Here is a 21,642-nt window from a genome sequence, read left to right as displayed (position 1 = left end):
GTATGACTCTCCTAGAAATTGTCATATTGTATGTCAATCTATGATTTCGCTTTTCGGTTTGGCCGTCGACCTGGCGCGTGCTCTTCGCTACGGAATGCCGTTAGTGCGTATGCGCCCTGATCGGTGATAGGGCACAATATTGGGGGGATCCGCGGGGGCCATGACAGACGAAAGCCAGCAGCTACGCGTGGTCCCTCAACCGGTTCGGCTGCTGGTCGAGAACGGAATCCGCAACGCTATCGTCAGCGGACGGTTTGCGGCGGGCGAGCATCTGCCGGATCGGATGCTGTGCGAGTTGTTCGGCGCGAGCCGAACGGTCGTGCGCGAGGCAGTGAGGTTGCTTGAGGCAGAGGGCCTCGTCACCGTCTTGCCGAACCGCGGTCCCTTCGTTGCCTATCTGTCCGGTGTGGAAGCGGCGCAGATTTATGAGGTTCGCGGCGTGCTCGAAGCCTTGGCTGGCGAAGCCTTTGCGGTTCGAGCCTCGGATGAGGAGCGTATCGGTTTGCGCCGGATTTATGAGGAGATGGCCGCGTATCAAGCCGGTTCTGGCAGCGACGGGCTGGTTGCCCTGAAACGACGGTTTTACGATGTGCTGTTGCGGGGCTGTCGCAACGATCATGTCGCCAAAATGCTCGCGCCTTTGCTGAGCCGCATCACACAGCTCCGCGGAATGTCGCTGTCGGCGCCGGGGAGGCTGCCACATATGTTGGCTGAGGTGCGCCAGATCGTCGAGGCGATCGAACGGCGTCAGCCGGACCTGGCAGCGCAGGCATGCCGTGATCATGTCCGGCGCGCTGCTGAGGTCGCGCTTCGGGCGCTTGCTGAGCAGGAGCACGAGCGGGATCTGACGATCAGATCAAAATCCATTTGAGCTGGCCCCTTGGTGCTCCAGGCGGTGAGGCAAGGCTTTTCGGACTGTGGGCTTGCCGACCATCGTTTCCACCCGGGAGCGGTCAAAAGGATCGGGCGCCACTTGTCGAAACAAGCGTCCCAGGCTCTCGTGACGAACGATCAGATCGCTTTCGTCCGGCATGAGCCCTCGACAACCGGTCGGGCTGACCGATCCGGGGAGCAATCCTTGTCCGCTCCGGCAAGTTCCAACAGGCTTTCAAAAGCATGGCCGTCGAGCTCAATACCGTTCGCTAGGCTGAGCGCGCGTGCGCTGTACCGACGGTCTCCTGGGAGACGCTCAGAGCCGGCTTCGACCAGGGCGGCGCAGAATCCGGCCATCCGATCGTAGAAGTCTCCGGTCGAGCGCCGGGGGTCTATGATCAACAAAAATTGCCCTCCCAGCGAGGTTGTGGTCGTCCCGCTGGGTGAAGAATCCTCAAAGCCGAAGGGCCCGCCCGTGAGGGCCGCCGCCAGGATCTCGACCATGACTGCCAGCGAGGCGCCCTTCGGGCCGCCGAATGGGAGAAGTGCACCACCCTCCAGGATCTTGGCGGGGGAGGTCGTCGGGCGCCCGTCCGCGTCGCAACCTACTCCGAGCTCCAGGCTCCGGCCCTCCTTGGCAGCAAGCAATACGTCCCCTTGCGACAGCACGCTCGACGACTGATCCCAGACGAGTGGATGCCCGTCGGTTCGTGGTGCTGCGAATGCCATGGCGTTCGTTCCGATCACAGGACGGCCACCTCCCCATGCCGCCATTCGCTTCTTGGAGTTGACGCAGGAAAACGCAACGAAACCATCTTCTGCGAAAGGCTCGATGTCAGGCCAAATGGCCGAGAAGTGATGCGAGTTGCGCGTCGAGAGGACGGCAACCCCGGTCTTCCGTGCCATCTCCTTCAGACGAGCTTGCGTCGATGCCAACGCGACCTGTGCAAAGCCGTTATGTGCGTCAATGGTGAGCAAGCTATCCGTTTCGCTCACGATCTGCGGGCGAGACGTGCCGTCGGCCCAGCCGGTGGCGAGCGAATGAACGAAGCCGGGGAGCCGAAGGAGGCCATGCCCCTTCACCCCGTCGCGTTCACACGCCGTGATGCTGTGCGCCACTGGTGCGATATTGTCGTGGGCGAGACCTGCACGCCCCAGGGCGCGCTGGATAAGTGCTTCCAACTCAGCGACCGACATTCGCTTTGAAGCAACAGCCATTGCCGTATCCCTTCACCGGGCTCCTGCCCGTTCTTCAGCCCGCTCCAAGCTCTCGGGCTCGAACTGCCGCAGCCGTGACGGCCTCCGCGATCAGGCGGGCCAGCATTTGGTCGTGCTCGAAGACCCGCAATGCCGCATCGGTCGTGCCGGCCGGGCTGCGCACCGCGCTTTTGAGATCGGAGAGAGGACGCCCCGTCTCGCGGATCATCGCGGTCGCACCGTCCAGCGTCTCCACGACGAGGGCTTTCGCAAGCGGGGCATCGAGGCCGACTGCTTGCGCCGCGGCGATGAAAGCCTCGGCGAAAGCGAAGATATAGGCCGGCCCGCTGCCGGAAACGGCCGTCACGCTGTCCATCAGCCCCTCATCGTCGAGCCAGTGCACCGTGCCCACCGCACTGAACAATTCCTCGCAGAATGCTCGATCGGCTTCCGTCGTATCCGCTGCCGCGACGAGAACGGTTACGCCCTTCGACACCAGAGCCGGCGTATTCGGCATTGCCCGGATGAGCCGGGCTCCCGGCAAGGCCTGCCGAAGGGTGCCAATCGAAACGCCAGCTACGACGGAGACGACCAGCCCTCGGCCAGCCGGATGAGCGGCAAGCTGTGGAAGGATGTCTGCGGTCACCTGCGGCTTCAGCGCGACGATCGTGGCCCTTGGGTCGACGAGCGGTTCCGCTTGAAGTGTCGGGACGAGATCAATGCCCGCGACGCCTTGCAACAATTCAGCGGCGCGCGCCACCTGAGGGTCGACGGCTAGAATGCGGGCTCCCGGGTTTCGCTTGAGGTAGCCCCCCGCAATAGCGGCGCCCATGTTGCCGCAGCCCAGCATCATGAGATCGGTTTGACGCGTCATCGAGAATAACTCCTGTCCAGGCTCAGTTGGCCTGAAGGCCGACCGCTGCAACCACCGGCTTCCAGCGCTCCAGTTCGGATCGCATCAATGCGGCTGCCTCCGCCGAGGAACTTGCTCTCGCAGACGCACCGATCGATTCCATCTTGTCGCGCATGACGGGATCTGCGGTGATGGCAGCGATCGCCGCGTTGAGCTTTCCCAGGATCGCAGTCGATGTTCCGGACGGAGCCATGAGCATCGTCCATGACGTCCCGGACAGCTGTGGCATCCCGATCTCCGCGGTCGTGGGCACGTCGGGTATGATTGGCAGCCGAGACGGCGTCGTCACAGCCAGCCCGCGAACCTTGCCGGCACGCACTTGCTCTGACGAGTTGCCGATCTGGTCAAACATGATTTGCGCATGTCCGGCGATGACGTCCAGCAGTGCGGGGCCGTTTCCACGATAGGGGACATGCGTCATCGAAGAGCCGCTCAGCAGATTGAACAACTCGGCATAGAGATGCGTGGAAGTGCCGATGCCACCGGAGGCATAGGTCAGTTTGCCGCCTTCCGATTTGGCCAGTGCCGCAAGCTCGGTCAAAGATCGTGCTTCAACGCGCGGATTGACGACGATCAGGTGCCCCGTCTCGAAAACGAGAGAAATCGGTACGAGCTTGTCTACGACAGCAGTGCCGGTATTGCGGTAAATGAGAGGATTGACGCTCAAGACACCCATGGAGCCGATCAACAGAGAATAACCATCAGCTTCGGAATTCGCGACACGCGCAGCGCCCAAGTTGCCGCCGGCTCCTGAAATGTTCTCGACCACGAAGCGCTGGCCAAGTCTTTGAGCGAGCGCTTCAGCGAGGATGCGGCTGAGCGCATCGGTGCCACCACCGGCTGGAAAAGGAACGATGATGCGGACAGGGCGGTCTGGATAAGTCTGGGCGCGGACAATGTTGGAGTGGCCGCTGACGATGGCGATGAGTGCCCATGCCAAGAGGCGAGCTGCAGCTGTCATCGTGGACCTCGCTAGTGGTTGCCGAGGCGTGTGTGCGCGGCAAAATAATATACAATTATGATCTGATTGAACTCAAAAAATGTCAAATGGATAATATTGTACGGCGACGCCTCCCAGTTGGGAAGCGTCTCCTCGAGCTCGGCGCGACCGTTGGCTGACAGGTGCTTGGCTCCGAACTGAGACGACCCAACTCGTCGCTGTCGGAATGGATATGTTTTGAGGCCAAGACCGCGATCGCCTCCGCAAGCGTAGGGCGCACAGAAGGGGCTGCGGGTTTGCGCAATGGCGGAACACAGGCCGCTGGCGTGGTCTCAGACGTTGCGCTGCACGCCCGAACGCGCGAGCACGCCAGGTTTCAGGCGCTCGTTCGGGGCGTAGTCCGAGGCGGGGTGAAAGAATAGCCTCGGTGTCGTGTCGATCGTCAGCAGCCGTTCGCGATAAGCATCGAGCTGGGCGGCGCGTCCGGCTTGGTCCAAGCGGCCCGGCATATAGGCGACATAGGGCGGCAGCACATCGAAGCCGGTATAGCGCAGCAGACCATTGTGAACGGGCCAGAGCACCGAGAGGATGTCGCCGTCGATCCCGTCGGGGGCATATGTTTCAGCCGAGGTGCCGGTGGTCGCCGAGACAAGCGCGAGCTTTCCGTGGAACATGCCGGTATCGTATTTGCGGCCTGGAAGATAAGCGAACCCGCGGGCGAATACCCGGTCAGCCCAGCCCTTGAGGATGGCGGGCATGCCGAACCACCAGATCGGAAATTGGAGGATCAGCATATCGGCGCGGCTGATCTTGGCCTGCTCCGCGGCGATGTCTGGAGCAATTGTGCCGGTCTCCAATGCGTGAGTCTGCTCTCGCGCGATGCTTAGCCGAGTGGAGTCAGAACGTTCGCCGGTGAAGTCCCCGAGCCCCGTGACCGCGTTGAAGTTCATCCGATAAAGATCTGAAATCTCCACCATATGACCTTGAGCGCTCAGCACCTCGATTGCGAGGTCGCGCAGAGCCCCGTTGAAGGATGTCGGCTCCGGGTGCGCATAGACGATCAGGATGTTCATGGGGGCTCCTCACGCCGTGTGTAAAGGCCGGAGCAGCCGTTCGACAATGACAAGCTGGCGAGAGCAGCTATGCTGGATTTCTATAGCGGGCTGCTTGTCTTTGCCTCAGTGTCGAGGTCCGGAAGCCGGCCGGACCAAATGCCCTGTTCGACCATGGCTCTGATCGTGCCAGCAATGATCTGAGCAGCGAAACGAGCGAGCCGAGGTGTTGCCCGATCGGCCGGGTAAGACATGATGAGGCGGCGCATCGGCACCGGATTGACCAGCGGGGCCGCGCAAAGCCTGCCCTCCCGCAATTCCTCGTGGATGGGCGCAAGCGGCAGCACTGTCACGCCATGGCCCTTGTGGACGAGGCTTTTTAGCGTCGAATAGCTGTCGGCCTCGACTTTGATGTTCAATTTGATGCCAAGCTCGCCGGCATAGCGTTCGACGATCGAGCGAAGACCGTGCCCGGCGCTGGGCAGCAGGAGGCGCTGGTTTGCAAGCTCGATGAACTCGACGCTCTGGTCCCGAGAAAGCCCGGAGTTGGGTGGACCTATCAAGAATAGCGTCTCTTCCAATAGCGGTTGGGTGCGCAGGGACCGCGCGGATCTTGGATCGTAGAGGATCGCTGCATCGATCTCCCCGCGCTGCAGCCAGTCCATCAGATAGCCCGAATAGGCGCTGACGATCCGCAGCGTCGCCTCGGGATGGGCGTCCCGAAAGGCGGAAACCAGTGGTTCGGACAAGATGTCAGATGCGGTTGGGGGCATTCCGATCGAAACATGGCCGCGTAGCGGCGCGTTTTCATCCGAGACGACGGCCTGGATTTCCTCAAGCTCAGCCATCACCCGCAAAGCGTGGAGCAGGACATCCTGCCCCTGCTCGGTGACGGTCATGCCGCGGCCGTGCCGGTCGAAGAGGCGCGCGCCAAGCTCCTCCTCCAGCATACGTATCTGGCGGCTGAGTGCGGGTTGAGCGATGTGGAGTCGGTCTGCGGCCTTCGACAAGCTGCCGAGTTCGGCGACGTGGATGAGCGTCCGAAGTTGGGAAAGTTCCATCGCTATAGAATACCGTTATATCTGTTTATGAAAACCAGTCGATGTGAGTGCGTTTCCGACAAGGCTATAGAGCTGGCAACAAGCCATGTCGGGGAGACAAGCCTTGAGTGCCGCCGCAGTGATTTCTTCGTCTGAAGACAGCAAGGCTCGCGACCTGTCGTCGGACTGGCCGATCGCACTCTATGACACGCTCAAGGCCGCTGGCGTCAGCCAGATGTCTTATGTGCCCGATGCCGGCCATTCGACGCTGATCAAGCTGTTCAATGCGGATCCCGACGTCATCACCAACGTGCTGACAACCGAGGAAGAGGGCGTAGCGATTGCAGCCGGCGCCTGGCTTGGCGGCAAGCGCAGCGTCGTGCTGATGCAGTCATCGGGTGTGGGCAACTGCATCAATATGCTGTCCCTGCCGGTTCAGGCGCGCTTTCCCCTGCTCATACTGGTGACGATGCGTGGGGAATGGGCCGAGTTCAATCCCTGGCAGGTGCCGATGGGGCAGGCGACTGAAGCTTCGTTGAAGGCGATCGGTTTGACCGTTTTGCGCGCCGAGACCGGTTCCGATCTGGTCGAGACCGTGGCTCAAGCCGCGACGATGGCCTTCGACGCCGATCAGCAGATTGCCGTGCTGATCGGGCAGCGCCTGCTCGGCAAGAAGAAGTGGTAAGCGTCATGGTGATTTCGACGATGGACCGCCGCGTCGCGGTGAAGAAGCTGCTCGACGCGCGTGACGGGGCTCTGGTCGTCACCGGCCTCGGTTCGCCGAGCTACGATGTGCATGCGGCCGGCGATCGCGACGATAACTACTATCTCTGGGGCGCGATGGGGGGCGCCGCGCTGGTCGGGCTTGGAATCGCCCAAGCGCAGCCAACGAAGCGGGTGATGGTCATCACCGGCGATGGCGAGCAGCTCATGGCCTTCGGAGCCCTGGCGACGATCTCGGTGGCGCGCCCGAAGAATCTCGACCTGATTGTGCTCGACAACCAGCATTTCGGCGAGACCGGGATGCAGTCCAGCCATACCGGCCGCGGCATAGCCTTCGACAAGGTGGCGGCGGCCTGTGGCTTTGCTGAGGCGGCCGAGCTGCGCTTGCTGGAGGAGGTGGATCAGCTTTGCGATCGTCTGCGCCAGCCCAGCGCAGGGCCCCGGCTCTTCGTTCTCAAGATCGCCGCCGAGAACCTCCCCCGGTCGCTGCCACCTCGAGATGCTGCGCACGTCAAGAACCGCTTCCGCAAGCACCTTGGCCTTGAGACCTGCTGAAAGCCGCATGGCATCCATATGACCGACGAAGAGGGCTCGGTGGCGCAGAGATCGGAAGCTGTGGTCATCGTCGGCGGTGCGATCGTGGGATCGTCGATCGCTTATTTCCTGCGCGAGCTCGGCTTTGCCGGGGTGATCACGGTCATCGAGCGCGATCCGACCTATCAGCGATCATCCACCGCCTTGTCGGCCGCTTCGATCCGCACGCAGTTCGGCACGCCGGTCAACATCCATATGAGCCTGTTCGGCGCAGCATTCTTCCGTTCGATCAGGGAACGCTTCGGACGCGATGCCGACATTGGTTTCGTTGAGCGTGGCTATCTCATCCTCGGTGGCCCGGAAGCGGTCGAGGCGAGAAGGGCAGGCGTGGAGATGCAGCGCGGCGAAGGGGCCGATGTCGCAGCGCTGACGCCTGTCGAGGCGCAAGCGCGCTTTCCCTGGCTCAATGTCGAGGATCTCGGCGTTGCCACCACGGCGCGGCGCGACGAAGGCTGGTTCGATGCCTGGTCGCTGCTTTCGCTGATGCGACGCGGGGCGCGCGACCGCGACGTCAGCTATGTCGAGGGGAATGCCGAGGCGATCACCGTGGCGGGAGGGCGCGTCACCGGAGTGCGGCTGTCAGGCGGGGGCGAGATCAAGGCTGATTGGTGCATCAACGCCGCGGGCCCAGCCTCGGCAGCGATCGTGCGCGATCTTGGCATCGCGCTTCCCGTTTCGGCCCGCAAACGCACAGTGTTCGGCATCAAGACACCGCTCGAACGGTCGGGCTTTCCCATGCTGTTCGATATCTCGGGAGCCTGGATCCGCCCCGAAGGCGAAGGCTTCATCTGCGGAATCGCGCCGACGGACGACAATGACCCGGATGCGACGGGCGATTTCGAGCCGGCCCACGCGCTGCTGGAAGAGACGCTTTGGCCGGCATTGGCGCATCGTATCCCGGCGCTCGAGCAATTGCGGGTCGAGCGCGCCTGGGCTGGCCATTATGAGGTCAATACGTTCGACCATAACGGCATCGTCGGCCGCCATGACGAGATCGAGAATCTGGTCTTCGCGACAGGTTTTTCCGGCCACGGGGTGATGCATGCGCCGGCGACCGGGCGAGGTATCGCCGAGTTGATCGTGCATGGCGGATTCAAAGCGATCGACCTGTCACCTCTCGGCTTCGGACGGATCCGGTCGGGCACGCCGCTGCACGAGACGGTGGTCTATTAGCGAGCTGAGAAGGATACGAGCATGAAACTGAAGGGAAAGGTGGCGGTCGTCACCGGCGCGGCACGAGGTATCGGTCGCGCCTGCGCCGAGCGCTTCTTGGCAGAAGGCGCCAAGGTCGTGATCGCCGATATCGATACGGTCCGCCTCAATGAAACCGCTGCCGCCATTGGCGCAGCCGACACCGTTTTGGCCGTCACGACTGACGTCAGCCAAAAGGCTCAGCTGGATGCCCTGATCCTGGCGGCAGTCCAAAAATTCGGCCGTGTCGATATCATGGTCAACAATGCCGGCATCGCGATGATGCAGGATTTCCTGGACGTCACCGAGGCCGACTACGACAAGGTGCTCGGCATCAACCTGAAGGGCGCCTTCATGGGCGTTCAGGCGGCCGGCCGTCAGATGATAGCCCAAGGACAGGGTGGGGTGATCATCAACATGTCGTCGATCAATTCGGGGCTGGCAAACCCCCGAGTCGCGACCTACGCGATTTCCAAAGGCGGCATGAATCAGATCACGAGCACGGCGGCCGTTGCCTTCGCACCCCATAACATTCGCGTGGTCGGGGTCGGTCCAGGAACGATCCTGACGGAGATGGTCGAAGGCTCGTTCATCGACTCGGACGAAACGCGTCGCGCGATCCTCTCACGTACCCCGATCGGCCGCTGCGGCACCCCAGCCGAGATTGCCTCTGTCGTCGCGTTCCTGGCCAGTGACGACGCGTCCTATTTCACGGGTGAAACGATTTATCCCGACGGCGGGCGCCGTATCCTGAACTACGTCGTACCGGTAAGGGATTGAGCCGATGAACAACTTCGACAAGCTGCACCATATCTGCATCGTGGTGGCTGATATCGACAAGGCGCAAGCTTGGTATGAATCCATCGGGATCGCACCATGGCAGGCCTATCCTCCGATGGCGGATTACACGGACCTGTCGGTTCCCAGCCGCGATGCCTTCATGACGTTGAAGTACCGCGTTTGCAATTTGCCCAACATCCAGCTTCAGCTTTGCGAGCCGAGCGCAGAGCCGAGTCCGCAGCGCGAGTTTCTCGATACGAAGGGTGAGGGCGTCTTCCATATCGGCTTCGAAGTGCCTGACGCCAATGCTGCCGAAACCGAGGCAAGGGCATCTGGTCTTTCGCTGCTGATGCGGGGCCGGCGCGAAAATGGGAGTGGTTTCACCTACTACGATACGGCTGACGCTGCAGGTGTCGTCCTGCTGACACGCGCCACGCCAGTGGCCAATAAGTGATCATGGCCGGGTCGATCGACCTCAACCGACGGCAGGCCGATCGCCGATGCGATCGTGCGCGCGACGAAAGCAGCGACTGACGGAGAGAGCTTCATAAGCGCGGGTCTTTGGACCAAGCGAGTTTGGTTTTTGATGCACCGGTTTGGTTCTTCACGCAGTTCCGTCTGGCTCCCTGCGTGCAAGGAATGGCCGAGCTGTATGGTATGCAAATTTAATTGATTGTATTCAGTCGCAGGGAGTTGAATACTCTGAACTCGAGATGCCCGCAGTGAGCGCTACAGCGGTCGCATCGCTCGGATGGGGCAGCCCTTGGGACGGATGAGGATGCGCGCGAGCATGACCGGGCAAGCATCAGCCAGGGTGCCTCTGCCCCCTATTCGACGGCCTCTGTCATCCCTGCTGCACGCGGCTCGACCGATCCATAGGAGGCCGTGTCGATGATGCGACGCGACACAACGCCGACAAGGCTGAGGGCCGTTTCCGTGGCAACGGGCCGCTTGGCATATTACGTGATGATCGCGTTCGCGTTGTTCTGCCTTCTCTGCCCATTAGGGCTGATATTCTGGTTGAGTTTCTTCAAGGATCAGATCCCGGCGGTGCCGCCGAGCGGATACTCGACGATTTGGTATCCGACCGCCCTGGCCAATGCGCAATTCACGGGCGGCTTCGTCAACAGCTTGCGTGTGGCGGCATTGGCATCCCTTGCGGGCCTCCTTGTCGCAGTACCCGCCGCGATTGCACTCACGCGAAACCGCCTTCCGATGAGCGCGGCGATCCTGCAGTTTCTGATGAGTCCGATGATCGTCCCGGCGATCGTTGTCGGGGCTGGCCTCTATGTCGGCCTCATCCAGTTCGAGATCCTGACCGACCTGCCGCTCGTTGGCTCGACCGGGGGTCTTGTACTCGGGCACATCCTGCTTGCGATCCCATGGTGCCTCAGGCTCATCCTCGCCAATATCGGCTCCGTGGATCGCGCTGTCGAAGAGGCGGCGATTAGCCTTGGCGCTAGGCCGATGACCGTTCTCGTCAAAGTGACCGTGCCATTGATGTGGCCGGGCATCGTGGCGGCCGCTCTGTTCAGCTTCGTCGTCAGCTTCGGAAACCTGGAGCTTTCACTCTTTCTGGTGGCTCCCGGGCAGACGACGCTGCCGATCGCCATCCTCCAATATCTGGAATGGCGGATCGACCCGAGCGTGGCTGCGATTTCCGTGCTGCAGATCGTGATGATCGCAGCGGGGCTCCTGATCACCGACCGTTTTGTCCCGCTGACGAAAGTTGTCTGATGACGAAGATCAGCATTTCCGGCCTCGCAAAGCGCTACGGCGCTACCGTGGCCGTCGAAGATTTCAATCTCGACGTCGAGGAGGGCGAACTCGTCGTCTTTCTCGGACCGTCGGGCTGCGGCAAGACGACGACGCTGCGCATGATTGCCGGTTTCATCGATCCCAGCGAAGGCAGCATCCGGCTTGGCTCTCGCGAGATCACCGGCGTTCCAGCCTATGATCGCAACATTGGCGTGGTGTTTCAGAATTACGCACTCTTCCCGCACCTCTCGGTGTCCGAGAACGTCGCGTTCGGTCTGAGGCGCCGAAAGGTCGTCGAGGCGACGATCGCGAGCAAAGTTGCGGAGGCGCTCGAACTTGTCCGCATGGGGCATCTCGCCGCTCGGATGCCGCGGGAGCTTTCCGGCGGGCAGCAGCAGCGTGTCGCAATCGCCCGCGCCATCGTCATCTCGCCGGACATCCTCCTGCTCGACGAGCCGCTCTCGAACCTCGACGCCAAATTGAGGCTGAGCATCCGGCAGGAAATCCGGCGCCTCCAGAAGACGCTCGGGATCACGACCGTGCTGGTGACGCATGACCAGGAGGAGGCGATGAGCATCGCCGATCGCCTGGTCGTGATGAGCCAGGGCCGCGTCCAGCAGATCGGCACGCCGGCGGATATCTACGCGCGGCCGCTCAACCCATTCGTCGCAGATTTCATTGGGCAGGCGAACTTCATCGCCGGTTCGATGCATGAAGGTGCCTTTGTGACAGCCGGGGGCGCAAGCTTGGCGGTCGAGAACGCCTCTGCGGACTGCGACCTGCTCGTCATCCGCCCCGAGCAGGTCGAAATCTCTCGTGAGCGAGATATCGGTGCGGAGAACGAGGTCGACGCCATCGTCGAATCCAAGACCTATCTGGGGGCCGGGATTCTCGCGGAATGCCGCGTCGCCGAGGATGTGGTCATCACGGTTCATCTGGGATCGTCGGATCCCCTAGCCAGCATCACGGAAGGCGATCACGTCCATCTGCGGTTGCCAAAACCCAGTCTCATGGCGATGCGACGCGATGAGAACGCTGCCGCTGCGGCTTAAGGGAGTTTCGGCGATGGCGAAGCCAACGATGTCGACCGATGCCACGGCTCCAAGCCGAAGCAGCGAGTTCCTGCTGGTGACGCCGGCCTTGGCGATAACGATTGTGGTTTACCTGCTGCCACTGGTCCTGCTGGCGCGATACAGTTTCAACCGGTTCGTCCCCGGCCAGTTCATGGTCTCGGACTTCACCTTTGCCAACTACGTCAACGTCGTCAGCGACCCGTATTACCGCAACGTGCTGATGACGACGATCGCCATGGCGCTGTCGGTCACGCTGCTCGCATTGCTGATAGGTCTACCGCTCGCGCATTTCATCAGCCGTGCGGGACGCATGAAGAAGTTTCTCGTCCTGCTCGTCATCGTGCCCCTGTTCGTCGGAAACGCCGTTCGCGCCGCAGGCTGGATGCTGGCTTTCGGCGAGCAGGGGCTGGTCAATGCTATCCTCGTCGGCCTTGGCATCACCGCCGAACCGATCCGGATCATGTACACGCCCGTGGCGGTGTTGATCGGCTCGGTTGCGGTCAACATTCCCTTCGTGGTGCTGACAATCCAGAGCGTTCTGGACGGCATCAACCCATCCGTCGAGGAGGCTGCGATCAGCTTGGGAGCGACGCCGTTCGAGACGTTCCGAAAGGTCACGCTGCCGCTTGCATTGCCGGGCGTACGCACCGCCTTCGTGCTCTCCTTCATCCTCGGCATGAACGCCTACGCCACGCCCGTCCTGCTCGGGGGCCCAAGCTTCAGGATGATGGCGCCTGCGCTGACCGACGAGATCCTGGCGAAGAACAATTGGCCGGTCGGTGCGACGCTGGCCTTCTTCCTGGTGGTGACGACGCTGCTCCTGACGAGCGTCTTCGGACGCTCCCGTAAATCCTGACATACGCCTGAAAAAGGAGGGCGCCATGGCCCTGACCGTCCTCAAGAACGCGAATGTGCTTGATCTCGATTTGGGAGAACTTGTTCCCGCGCGGACCGTGATCGTCGAGAACGGCACAATCCGCGAAGTCGGCGACGGAGCAGGCAGTCCTTCTAGCGATAGCCAGGTTCTTGATCTTCGCGGGCGTACACTCCTGCCTGGCCTCATCGACGCTCACGTTCACGTCACGGCATTCACTGCCGACTTTGGGACGCTGGCGCGGTCGTCTCCGGCCTATGTAACCGCGCAGTCCGCGCGCATCCTGAACCGGATGTTGCTGCGTGGCTTCACGACGGTCCGTGATGTGGGCGGCGCAGATTTCGGCCTGTCGAAAGCCGTGGAGGAGGGGCTGTTCCCTGGTCCGCGCCTTTTGTTCGGCGGCAAGGCCCTGTCTCAGACGGGTGGACATGGCGATCTGCGAGGCCCGGGTCACGAAGCTTATGATGCGGCCTACACCCAGCCCGGCCTTGGAGTGATCTGCGATGGCGTGCCGGAGGTTCGCAAAGCCGCCCGTGCGGAGATCCGCCGCGGCGCCAACCACATCAAGATCATGGGCGGAGGTGGCGCAGCATCGCCGACTGACAGGCTGGATTCGGATCAATTCTCGGAAGAAGAGATCAAAGCCGTTGTCGAGGAAGCCGAAATGGCGAACCTCTATACGGTGGTGCATGCTTATTCCGGGCGCACCATCGAAAGAGCGGCGCGTCTCGGCGTTCGTTCCATCGAACATGGCAACTATCTCGACGAGGAGACAGCCAAGCTCCTGAAGCAGCGTGGCTGCTTCCTCGTGCCGACGCTGATCACCTATCAGATGTCCTCCAGGCACGGCGCCAAGTTGGGCATGGCAGCGGAGTCCGTGGCGAAGATCAACGCCCTGATCTCCTCGGGCATCAAGGCAGTCGAGATCGCCAAGCGTCACGGCATTCCGATGGCTTACGGTACGGATCTCGTCGGGGCCGAGCTTCATGAGGCGCAGCTTGATGAATTCGTGCTGCGCAGTGAAGTCCTGAGCCCGTTGGAGCTACTGCGCTCGGCGACGACTGTTGCTGCCGAACTGGTCAGACTGGATGGTCGCATCGGGCGTGTCGCCGCAGGCTATTGCGCGGACTTGATCGTGGTCGAAGGCAATCCCCTGCATGACATCCGCGTGATGACCCGACCGGAGCAGAATCTGCGTCTGGTGATGAAGGCAGGCCAGATCGTCAAAAACGACCTTGGCTGAACCACGCTGCTGAAACCCTGCCTGGACGGTGTAAAATGGATCATGTCGTCGACTTCGCGGCCCTCGAGCGCACGAGCTTTGCCGCCGGGCAACCATTCGGCGATGCGGGCCCCTATGAGCGCCTCATCGGGAAGGCCACCTTCAAGATCGATCCGGCTGACGGGCGCAATCGCGGGATTGTCGATCTCGCCTACGCGCCTGTGGGCGAAGATGAGTTGGTCGCCTATCGCGCTGACGTCTGCATCCTGAAACCCGTCGACCTCTCGGCCGGCAACGGGCGCCTTGTCTTCGAGTTCGTCAATCGCGGCAACAAGCGCCTTCTGCAGTTCTTCAACGATGCTCCGCCGGGAAACATGCCCATTCACGCGGCGGATGCCGGTAACGGGTTCCTGCTGCGGCAGGGCTACACGATCGTCTGGCTCGGCTGGCAGGGCGACCTGTGGCCGGGCGACGACCGGGTCGTGCTCGAAGCGCCATTGGCCCGCTTGCCCGAGGGCCCCATCGAAGGCGAGGTCTTCTCGGAATTCATCGCCAATGCCAGGGGCGTCAAGGTTTTTCCGCTCAGCGCGGCGACGACATCACGATCCTATCCGGTCGCGCAACATGCGAAGGGCCAGGCTCGCCTGACCCGGCGGCGCTATTACGGCAGTTCTCGCGAGGAGGTCGCGCGCGATCGCTGGCAATTTGCACGAACGGAAGGCGGGCAGGGGGCCGACAACCAAGGGGCAGAGCTCGCGATCTTGCCGTCGGACACGCATATCTATCTGCCGGAGGGCTTCGAGCCGGGCTGGATCTACGAATTGATCTATACCGCGCAGGATCCGCTTGTGCTCGGCCTCGGCCACAGCGCTGTCCGCGACTTCATTTCGTTCCTCAAACACGGTCAGCATACGAATTCCGGCCAACCCAACCCTCTGCGACAGGGAGATGCCGGCATCAAGAAGGCCTATTGCTGGGGCCGCTCGCAGTCAGGGCGCTGCATTCGGGACTTCATCTATCTCGGATTCAATGAGGATCTCGAGGGCCGCCAGGTTTTCGAAGGCGCGATGCCTCATGTGGCCGGCGCCGGCAAGATGTGGCTGAATCACCGTTTCGCTAAGCCGACCCTGCTGCCTGGACAGACGCATGACAACCACAGCGCGCCGGCGGACGTGTTTCCGTTCTCCTATGCGCGCTCCTGCGATCATATCACTGGAGCCGAAGACGCGATCCTCAAGCGGCCGGCGAGCGACCCTTTCGTGATTCACACGGACTCTGCTGCCGAGTACTGGCATCGGCGCGCGTCTTTGGTTCACACGGATACGGAAGGTCGGGACCTTACCCTGCCCGACAATGTTCGCATCTATCTCTGGTCGAGCTCACAGCACTGGGCCTCGCCGATCGTGAACGAGCTTTCCACGGGGATAGCCGAACAATTTTTCAACCCGGTCTCTACCTCCATGTTCTTTCGGGCGGCGGTCCAACGCCTGGACGACTGGGTCACACGCGGCGTCGCTCCTCCGCCGAGTCGATTCCCGCTGGCGCAAGATGGGACGCTTGTTACCGGCAAAAGTTGGCTGGACAGTTTTCCGAGAATTCCCGGTGTCTCGCTACCGACCGGCCCTAGCCGTCTCGAACGTATGGATTATGGCCCTCGCTTCGCCGAGGGGCTGCTGGAAACCGTTCCACCACGGATCGATCCCGATGTGGAATATGCCGTGCTCGTTCCGGCGGTGGACGAGGATGGGAACGATATCGCGGGCCTCCGCGCGCCGATGGTCGAGGCTCCATTGGGCACCTACACCGGGTGGAGCATGCGCCGGCGCGAATTTGGCCCGGGCGTCATGCTCGGTGTGACGGGTTCCTACATGCCGTTCCCGGAGACCGAGGAAGTGGCGCTCCTCACGAACGATCCACGCGCGCCTGTCTCGTTGCGCTTCGCGGTGGTCGAGGACTACGCAGACGCCATCCGCAAAGCGGCGACGGTGCTGGTCGAGGCCGGGTTCATCCTAGACGAGGACGTCTCCCGCTGCGTTGCCATGGCGCGTGACTGGGGGCGCCCTCGTCACCGGATCACATTGTCCTTGGCGGGCAAGACAGCCTGATTTTCGGAGATCGGATAGCAAAATCGTATATTGAAGATGCGATATATGAATAATGTATCTTTACATTGTATCCAATTCTGCGACGCTTGATGTCGAGATAAATGGTGGTGGCCGGCTGGTTGAAGCGGCGATGCCGGTCGAGCCGAGGACCCTGAAGGCAGACAACACCAGAAGAGGGATACGGACATGACTGACCTGTCACGGCGTCAAATCGGCAAATTGGCCCTCGGAAGCTTGGCTGCCACGGCCGTGTCCCCTGCTTCCGCTCAAGCGGGAGGCCGTTTGGTTGTCGGGAACTGGGGCGGCGACTCCCAGCGCGTTCTCGAGCAGTTTATCGTCGCGCCCCATCTTCAGAAGGAGGGCATTGAGGTCGCTTTCGACGCCGCAGCCGAGCCTCCGCGCAAGGTCAAGCTCATGGCGGAACGGGCGCTTCCGCGCGGCACGATGGACATTGCGGGGCTGAGCGACGCCGGTGGCTATGAATTGTGGAAGAACGGCGCATTGGCCGAAGTCGACTACTCGAAGATCGTCAAAGCCAACGAGATCATCGAGATAGCCAAGAAGAGCTACATGGTGCCTCAGTTCATGACGACGCGCGTCATCCTCTACAATCCCGACAAGGTCACGACCGCGCCGACGTCCTATGCCGATCTTTGGAATCCGGCCTATGCCGGGCGCGTTGGGGCCATTGATATTCAGTATCAGTGGACGATCGAATCCGCGGCACTGGCCAATGGTGGCTCGGTCTCGAATTACGAGCCGGGCAAGGAAAAGCTGCTGGAGTTGAAGACGGCGGGTCTGAAGATCTACCCGACCAACGAGGCCATGGCGCAAGCGCTCAAGAGCGGGGAGTGCTGGATCTGCGTGATGTGGCAGGCGCGCGGCGTGATGTGGCAGAACGCCGGCATTCCGATCAAAATCGCCTTTCCGAAAGAAGGTTTGTCGCTCCAGCTTTATGGTTTCGGGACGCCGAAGAACGCACGCAACAAGGAGAATGCGTACAAGTTCTTCAATGCCAATTTGCAGGACGACACACAGGTCGCATTCGCAAAGGACTTCGGCTACGCACCGGTCCTAAAGAAATCACTGCTGCCGGTCGACTATGCCGAGCGCATCGGGATTCCGAAGGGCATGGAGGACAAGGTTTTCCTTCCCGACAACGACTACCTGCTCAACAACGACTCACAGCTGAAAGACTGGTGGGACAAGATTCTCAAGGCCTAGCCATTTCGGCGCGGGCAGAACTCTGCTTCGGGGCGCCATGACAAGCATGGCGTCTCCACCCTGACATCCGAGCGAAACGCAACGAGGCGTCCGGACATCATGAGTGCTTATCTCTTCCGTGGGGGGCGTTTGCTCGACCCCCATCAGGGCGTCTTGATCGATGGGATCGACGTTCTCGTTGAGGATGAAATCGTCAAGGAGGTTTCGGACAAGCCTATTGTCGCGAAATCTGCCGAGGTCATTGCATGCAACGGCAAAGTCGTGATGCCGGGCCTGATCGATAATCACATCCACATATATTACTTCCTGAGCAATTCTGGCCCTTTCTTCATGAACACCGTGCCACCGACCTTCTCGGCGGCTATGGCGACGATGACACTCCGATCCATGTTGATGCGCGGCTTCACGACCGTTCGCGACATGGGCGGGGCGGATTATGGCATGCGCGATGCGGTGAATGCCGGCTATGTCGAGGCGCCACGTCTTTTCATCTCCGGGCGCGCCATCAGTCAGACCGGCGGCCATGGCGATTTCCGCAGCCGCGTCGAGGGCGGCGAGAGCTCCGATGTTTGTTGCACCGGAGCACAGTTGATGTGCGTCGTCGCTGACGGGGTCCCCGATGTAATCAGAACCGTCCGAAACGAACTTCGACGAGGGGCCGACCAGATCAAGCTCATGTTGAGCGGAGGTGTGGCGTCGCCCAACGACCCTCTCGAAAGCGTGCAGTTCACCACCGACGAGATTGCGGCCGCTGTCGACGAGGCCAAGAGGTGGGGGGTCTATGTTGGCGCCCACGCCTATTCCAACGAGTCGATTGTTCGCGGTGTGAAGCATGGCGTCAGAACGATCGAGCACGGAAATTTCGTCGAGCGCGAAGGCGCTGAATTGATGCGGGAGAAGGACGCATTCCTTGTCCCGACGTTGATCACTTACGAGATCAACAAACGGCTAGGAGCGGCATCCGGGAAGAGCCCCTCTCAGTTGGCAAAGAATGACATCGTGCACGCTGCTGGATTGGCATCGCTGGACGTCTGCCGCAGCGCTGGGGTCGAAATCGGGTTCGGAAGCGACCTGATGACCTACACGCAAAAATATCAGACCGATGGGCTGGCCGTCCAGGCACAGGTTCAGTCCAACAAGGAAGTCATTCGCTCAGCAACTCTCGTAAATGCCCGGATTCTTCGGCAGGAGGGCAAGCTGGGAGAAATCGTTCCAGGCGCACACGCCGATATTCTGGTCGTGGATGGCAATCCGCTCGAAGATCTCAGCGTTTTTCAGGATCGAGGCACGCGCTTATCGGCGATCATGCGCGGCGGTCATTTCTACAAAAACGCGCTTTAGGCGCCCGCAACAGCGAGTTCTTAGCCAAACCTGACAGGAGAATGTAATGAGCCAGCCTTCACGACGTGGTTTCAACATTCTCGCTGCCGGCGGCCTTTTTTCCTGCGTCGGTCTTGCGGCCCGGGCGCAACGGACAGGCCGTCTCGTTGTGGGCAATTGGGGTGGAGATTCCCAGAAAGGGCTCGAGGACTACATCGTCAACCCTTACCTCAAGAAAGAAGGGATTGAAGTTGCTTTCGACGCTGCCGCGGAGCCGGCACGAAAGGTCAAGATCATGGCCGAACGCGCGCTCCCTCGCGGCACGATGGATATCGCTGGCTTGACCGATACAGGTGCGTTCGAACTCTGGAAGAATGGTGCCGTTGCCGACATCGATTACACGAGGATAGTAAGGGCCAGCGAGATCATACCGGCGGTCAAGAAGCCTTATATGATCCCGAAGTTCTTCAGCACGCGCGTCATTCTCTATAATCCTGACAAGCTCGCCGAGGCTCCTCAATCATACGCGGACCTCTGGGACCCTGCGCTCACCGGTCGTGTGGGGGCTATCGACCTTCAATATCGCTCGACGATCGAGTCGGCTGCGTTCATCAACGGCGGCTCAATCTCGAACTACGAACCGGGCAAGGAAAAACTGCTCGAACTCAAGAAGGCCGGCCTGAAAATCTACCCGACCAACGAGGCCATGGCTCAGGCGCTCAAGAGCGGAGAGTGCTGGATATGCATCATGTGGCAGGCGCGCGGCGTCATGTGGCAGAACGCAGGTATTCCGATCAAGATCGCATTCCCTAAAGAGGGATTGGGCTTGGAGCTTTACGGCTTCAGCATGCCCAAAAATGCAAGAAACAAGGACGAGGCATACAAGTTTCTCAACGCAAATTTGCAGGACGATACGCAAATCTCCTTCGCCAAGGATTTGGGTTACGCCCCCGTGCTCAACAAGCCGCTCCTGCCGGACGAATATTCGTCGCGTGTCGGCATTCCGAAGGGCATGGAAGACAAGGTCTTCCTTCCCGACAACGAGTACCTTCTCAAGAATGATGCGCAACTCAAGGACTGGTGGGACAAAGTTCTCAAGGCGTAGCCACTTCGGAGCGAGCAGAAATTCTGCTTCGGAAACGCCCTGCTAGGCGTGGCGTTCTCCGCTCCGATATCCGAGCGAAATACAACGGGGACGCCCAGACTTCATGAGCGCCTATCTCTTCCGCGATGGACGTTTGCTCGACTCCCGGCAGGACTGCCTTCATTGAATCGGAATCTCCGTGGGAGAATGGCTGCTGCGAGAGATTCGACTCCAAGCTCCGAGATGAGACCTTCTGCAGCGCCGTCGAGGCGAAGGCCGTCATCGAGAGCTGGCGCCAGTGCTACAACACCATGCGCCCGTATTCCTCGCTTGGCTGCAAGCCTCCGGCGCCTGCAGCATTGTCCTGCATGGCCGCGAAGCCAACCTTGCATTAGATTGAAACGAGGCCACTCAACCGGGCAACCCATTTCAGGACCGAGCCGGAGGCGCAGATTGTTGCAGTGGTCCGCTGTCGACTATGCCGGCGTTGCGGACGCGTAACTAAGGCGCTCCGGTCAGGCAATTTGAACTTGCCGTGCTGCTAGTTGACGGATCTGGATGGAGGAGTCGGCCACCCGACGGACTTCCCCAGATCGGTCGTGTGGCATGCGGTCAGAAGTGACAAAACGAAACTGACGCCCAGGATCCGCGTCTTGCGATACTCGCTTTTCACATGATGCTCATCGTTCTTGATCATCGATCTTTTCCATTTTGATATTTGTTAAACCTTCCATCCGATCGCGTTGGCGGACGGAATCTTATCGCCCGGCATTCTGGCTCACAAAGGCCGGATGCATATTGCCGCGGGATTGAAGGATCTGTTTAGGTTCGGCTCTTTGCGCTCCCCGCACAGCCAGCGTCTTTCCACTTTGGCCCGGTGCATTATCTCGTAGGCAAAAAGGGGCCGGTCACGGCCTCGGCCTGAGCAGATGCCGTCTCAGCCGAGGGCTGCGATCTGATCTTTCGCCCTGGCGATCGACGCTGCTTTGGCATCATCGCCCATGGCGAGACCTTCGGCCCGGACAATCGTGATATCGGTCAGCCCGATGAAGCCGAGCACGCCGCGCAGGTAGGATTCGTGATGCTCCAGAAAGGCAGCGGGGCTCCCTTCGCCATAGGCCCCGCCACGGGTCGAAGCCAGGAAGACCTTTTTGCCCGATGGAAGCAGACTTTCAGGGCCGTTGGCGCCGTATTGGAAGGTCTTCCCGGCCACGACGACGCGGTCGATCCAGGATTTGAGTTGGGTTGAGATGGTGAAATTGTACATCGGCGCGCCGATCACGACGATGTCGGCGGCAACCAGTTCCTCGATATAGGCGCCAGCCAGGCCCAGATCGGCTCCAAGAGCAACGTCCTCCACAGGCGCACCCTGAAACACGGCCATATGGGTGCTCGACAGATGCAGCGGTGGCTGCGCGTCGAGATCGCGGTAGATGACCTCGGCACCGGGATTCAATGAGACAAGACGATCAAGGATGGCCGCGGATAAGTCGCGACTGGCCGAATAGGTGCCCAGAATACTCGAATCGAGGTGGAGGATGTTCATCGGCTTGAGCCTTTCGCGAGATTGAAAGAGGGACAGAAATCTGCGGCCGGTCACTTTGAGGAAGGTCCACATGATTCAGGCCTGACCATGCGTTCGAGCGAATGGCGGGAGGAGCGAAACCACCGTTGGGACG

Annotated in this window: 21 protein-coding genes; 15 read left to right on the top strand and 6 right to left on the bottom strand. The window is 60.9% G+C overall.

Annotated elements, in window-relative coordinates; genetic code table 11:
- The first annotated feature begins 160 nt into the window (after positions 1 to 160).
- Complete coding sequence (locus ACSQ3P_RS09835) at positions 161 to 871, top strand: GntR family transcriptional regulator (protein ID WP_436165411.1); 711 nt, start codon at positions 161 to 163, stop codon at positions 869 to 871.
- 140 nt (positions 872 to 1,011) lie between these two features.
- Here the strand turns inward: ACSQ3P_RS09835 and ACSQ3P_RS09830 are convergent, their stop codons facing one another.
- From ACSQ3P_RS09830 to ACSQ3P_RS09810, 5 genes are all read right to left on the bottom strand, one after another.
- Positions 1,012 to 2,091 carry an Ldh family oxidoreductase gene (locus tag ACSQ3P_RS09830; RefSeq protein ID WP_436165410.1) on the bottom strand — a complete coding sequence of 360 codons (1,080 nt, stop codon included), beginning with the start codon at positions 2,089 to 2,091 and terminating at the stop codon, positions 1,012 to 1,014.
- Between the two features lie 34 nt (positions 2,092 to 2,125).
- Complete coding sequence (gene proC / locus ACSQ3P_RS09825) at positions 2,126 to 2,944, bottom strand: pyrroline-5-carboxylate reductase (protein ID WP_436165409.1); 819 nt, start codon at positions 2,942 to 2,944, stop codon at positions 2,126 to 2,128.
- Between the two features lie 22 nt (positions 2,945 to 2,966).
- Positions 2,967 to 3,944, bottom strand: coding sequence for a Bug family tripartite tricarboxylate transporter substrate binding protein (locus tag ACSQ3P_RS09820; protein ID WP_436165408.1), 978 nt, complete (start codon positions 3,942 to 3,944; stop codon positions 2,967 to 2,969).
- A gap of 311 nt (positions 3,945 to 4,255) precedes the next feature.
- On the bottom strand, positions 4,256 to 4,996 hold the full coding sequence (locus ACSQ3P_RS09815) for an NAD(P)H-dependent oxidoreductase (RefSeq protein ID WP_436165407.1): 741 nt from the start codon (positions 4,994 to 4,996) through the stop codon (positions 4,256 to 4,258).
- 80 nt (positions 4,997 to 5,076) lie between these two features.
- Positions 5,077 to 6,036 carry a LysR family transcriptional regulator gene (locus tag ACSQ3P_RS09810; RefSeq protein ID WP_436165406.1) on the bottom strand — a complete coding sequence of 320 codons (960 nt, stop codon included), beginning with the start codon at positions 6,034 to 6,036 and terminating at the stop codon, positions 5,077 to 5,079.
- A 121-nt stretch (positions 6,037 to 6,157) separates the two neighbouring features.
- Between ACSQ3P_RS09810 and ACSQ3P_RS09805 the strand changes: the two genes are divergently transcribed.
- From ACSQ3P_RS09805 to ACSQ3P_RS09740, 14 genes are all read left to right on the top strand, one after another.
- Entirely contained in the window at positions 6,158 to 6,700 is a 543-nt protein-coding gene (locus tag ACSQ3P_RS09805; protein WP_436166224.1) for a thiamine pyrophosphate-binding protein, read from the top strand.
- 5 nt (positions 6,701 to 6,705) lie between these two features.
- Positions 6,706 to 7,293, top strand: a complete 588-nt coding sequence (locus tag ACSQ3P_RS09800) for a thiamine pyrophosphate-dependent enzyme (RefSeq protein WP_436165405.1) — start codon at positions 6,706 to 6,708, stop codon at positions 7,291 to 7,293.
- Positions 7,294 to 7,311: 18 nt separating this feature from the next.
- Complete coding sequence (locus ACSQ3P_RS09795) at positions 7,312 to 8,505, top strand: NAD(P)/FAD-dependent oxidoreductase (RefSeq protein WP_436165404.1); 1,194 nt, start codon at positions 7,312 to 7,314, stop codon at positions 8,503 to 8,505.
- A gap of 21 nt (positions 8,506 to 8,526) precedes the next feature.
- Positions 8,527 to 9,303, top strand: coding sequence for an SDR family NAD(P)-dependent oxidoreductase (locus tag ACSQ3P_RS09790; protein ID WP_436165403.1), 777 nt, complete (start codon positions 8,527 to 8,529; stop codon positions 9,301 to 9,303).
- Between the two features lie 4 nt (positions 9,304 to 9,307).
- Positions 9,308 to 9,757: a VOC family protein gene (locus tag ACSQ3P_RS09785; RefSeq protein ID WP_436165402.1), complete on the top strand. Its 450-nt coding sequence runs from the start codon at positions 9,308 to 9,310 to the stop codon at positions 9,755 to 9,757.
- A 437-nt stretch (positions 9,758 to 10,194) separates the two neighbouring features.
- Positions 10,195 to 11,040 carry an ABC transporter permease gene (locus ACSQ3P_RS09780; protein WP_436165401.1) on the top strand — a complete coding sequence of 282 codons (846 nt, stop codon included), beginning with the start codon at positions 10,195 to 10,197 and terminating at the stop codon, positions 11,038 to 11,040.
- Positions 11,040 to 12,113, top strand: a complete 1,074-nt coding sequence (locus tag ACSQ3P_RS09775) for an ABC transporter ATP-binding protein (protein WP_436165400.1) — start codon at positions 11,040 to 11,042, stop codon at positions 12,111 to 12,113. Before ACSQ3P_RS09780 ends, ACSQ3P_RS09775 begins: the two co-directional genes overlap by 1 nt.
- Positions 12,114 to 12,126: 13 nt before the next feature.
- Complete coding sequence (locus ACSQ3P_RS09770) at positions 12,127 to 12,990, top strand: ABC transporter permease (protein ID WP_436165399.1); 864 nt, start codon at positions 12,127 to 12,129, stop codon at positions 12,988 to 12,990.
- 25 nt (positions 12,991 to 13,015) lie between these two features.
- Positions 13,016 to 14,251, top strand: a complete 1,236-nt coding sequence (locus ACSQ3P_RS09765; protein WP_436165398.1) for an amidohydrolase family protein — start codon at positions 13,016 to 13,018, stop codon at positions 14,249 to 14,251.
- A gap of 35 nt (positions 14,252 to 14,286) precedes the next feature.
- On the top strand, positions 14,287 to 16,335 hold the full coding sequence (locus ACSQ3P_RS09760; RefSeq protein WP_436165397.1) for an alpha/beta hydrolase domain-containing protein: 2,049 nt from the start codon (positions 14,287 to 14,289) through the stop codon (positions 16,333 to 16,335).
- Between the two features lie 186 nt (positions 16,336 to 16,521).
- Positions 16,522 to 17,559 (top strand): ABC transporter substrate-binding protein, encoded by a 1,038-nt coding sequence (locus ACSQ3P_RS09755; RefSeq protein WP_436165396.1) that lies wholly within the window; start codon positions 16,522 to 16,524, stop codon positions 17,557 to 17,559.
- Positions 17,560 to 17,658: 99 nt separating this feature from the next.
- Positions 17,659 to 18,900, top strand: coding sequence for an amidohydrolase family protein (locus ACSQ3P_RS09750; RefSeq protein ID WP_436165395.1), 1,242 nt, complete (start codon positions 17,659 to 17,661; stop codon positions 18,898 to 18,900).
- Between the two features lie 46 nt (positions 18,901 to 18,946).
- Complete coding sequence (locus ACSQ3P_RS09745; protein WP_436165394.1) at positions 18,947 to 19,984, top strand: ABC transporter substrate-binding protein; 1,038 nt, start codon at positions 18,947 to 18,949, stop codon at positions 19,982 to 19,984.
- A 125-nt stretch (positions 19,985 to 20,109) separates the two neighbouring features.
- Entirely contained in the window at positions 20,110 to 20,358 is a 249-nt protein-coding gene (locus ACSQ3P_RS09740; RefSeq protein WP_436165393.1) for an integrase core domain-containing protein, read from the top strand.
- A 542-nt stretch (positions 20,359 to 20,900) separates the two neighbouring features.
- Here ACSQ3P_RS09740 and ACSQ3P_RS09735 read toward each other — a convergent pair.
- Positions 20,901 to 21,509, bottom strand: a complete 609-nt coding sequence (locus ACSQ3P_RS09735) for an FMN-dependent NADH-azoreductase (RefSeq protein ID WP_436166223.1) — start codon at positions 21,507 to 21,509, stop codon at positions 20,901 to 20,903.
- Positions 21,510 to 21,642 lie beyond the last annotated feature (133 nt).

Origin of the sequence: Allobosea sp. LjRoot9 (assembly GCF_964252745.1) — a bacterium.
In the GTDB taxonomy this organism is placed as follows: domain Bacteria; phylum Pseudomonadota; class Alphaproteobacteria; order Rhizobiales; family Beijerinckiaceae; genus Allobosea.
This window is presented reverse-complemented; position numbering and strand designations above follow the sequence as displayed.

Excerpts from the sequence above, each read along its gene's own strand:
- proC (WP_436165409.1), bottom strand. The coding sequence starts at position 2,944 with ATGACGCGTCAAACCGATCTCATGATGCTGGGCTGCGGCAACATGGGC.
- ACSQ3P_RS09750 (WP_436165395.1), top strand. The coding sequence starts at position 17,659 with ATGAGTGCTTATCTCTTCCGTGGGGGGCGTTTGCTCGACCCCCATCAG.
- ACSQ3P_RS09810 (WP_436165406.1), bottom strand. The coding sequence starts at position 6,036 with ATGGAACTTTCCCAACTTCGGACGCTCATCCACGTCGCCGAACTCGGC.
- ACSQ3P_RS09760 (WP_436165397.1), top strand. The coding sequence starts at position 14,287 with ATGGATCATGTCGTCGACTTCGCGGCCCTCGAGCGCACGAGCTTTGCC.
- ACSQ3P_RS09740 (WP_436165393.1), top strand. The coding sequence starts at position 20,110 with ATGGACGTTTGCTCGACTCCCGGCAGGACTGCCTTCATTGAATCGGAA.
- ACSQ3P_RS09830 (WP_436165410.1), bottom strand. The coding sequence starts at position 2,091 with ATGGCTGTTGCTTCAAAGCGAATGTCGGTCGCTGAGTTGGAAGCACTT.
- ACSQ3P_RS09765 (WP_436165398.1), top strand. The coding sequence starts at position 13,016 with ATGGCCCTGACCGTCCTCAAGAACGCGAATGTGCTTGATCTCGATTTG.
- ACSQ3P_RS09815 (WP_436165407.1), bottom strand. The coding sequence starts at position 4,996 with ATGAACATCCTGATCGTCTATGCGCACCCGGAGCCGACATCCTTCAAC.
- ACSQ3P_RS09785 (WP_436165402.1), top strand. The coding sequence starts at position 9,308 with ATGAACAACTTCGACAAGCTGCACCATATCTGCATCGTGGTGGCTGAT.
- ACSQ3P_RS09775 (WP_436165400.1), top strand. The coding sequence starts at position 11,040 with ATGACGAAGATCAGCATTTCCGGCCTCGCAAAGCGCTACGGCGCTACC.
- ACSQ3P_RS09795 (WP_436165404.1), top strand. The coding sequence starts at position 7,312 with ATGACCGACGAAGAGGGCTCGGTGGCGCAGAGATCGGAAGCTGTGGTC.
- ACSQ3P_RS09755 (WP_436165396.1), top strand. The coding sequence starts at position 16,522 with ATGACTGACCTGTCACGGCGTCAAATCGGCAAATTGGCCCTCGGAAGC.
- ACSQ3P_RS09835 (WP_436165411.1), top strand. The coding sequence starts at position 161 with ATGACAGACGAAAGCCAGCAGCTACGCGTGGTCCCTCAACCGGTTCGG.
- ACSQ3P_RS09745 (WP_436165394.1), top strand. The coding sequence starts at position 18,947 with ATGAGCCAGCCTTCACGACGTGGTTTCAACATTCTCGCTGCCGGCGGC.
- ACSQ3P_RS09770 (WP_436165399.1), top strand. The coding sequence starts at position 12,127 with ATGGCGAAGCCAACGATGTCGACCGATGCCACGGCTCCAAGCCGAAGC.
- ACSQ3P_RS09820 (WP_436165408.1), bottom strand. The coding sequence starts at position 3,944 with ATGACAGCTGCAGCTCGCCTCTTGGCATGGGCACTCATCGCCATCGTC.
- ACSQ3P_RS09735 (WP_436166223.1), bottom strand. The coding sequence starts at position 21,509 with ATGAACATCCTCCACCTCGATTCGAGTATTCTGGGCACCTATTCGGCC.
- ACSQ3P_RS09780 (WP_436165401.1), top strand. The coding sequence starts at position 10,195 with ATGATGCGACGCGACACAACGCCGACAAGGCTGAGGGCCGTTTCCGTG.
- ACSQ3P_RS09790 (WP_436165403.1), top strand. The coding sequence starts at position 8,527 with ATGAAACTGAAGGGAAAGGTGGCGGTCGTCACCGGCGCGGCACGAGGT.
- ACSQ3P_RS09800 (WP_436165405.1), top strand. The coding sequence starts at position 6,706 with ATGGTGATTTCGACGATGGACCGCCGCGTCGCGGTGAAGAAGCTGCTC.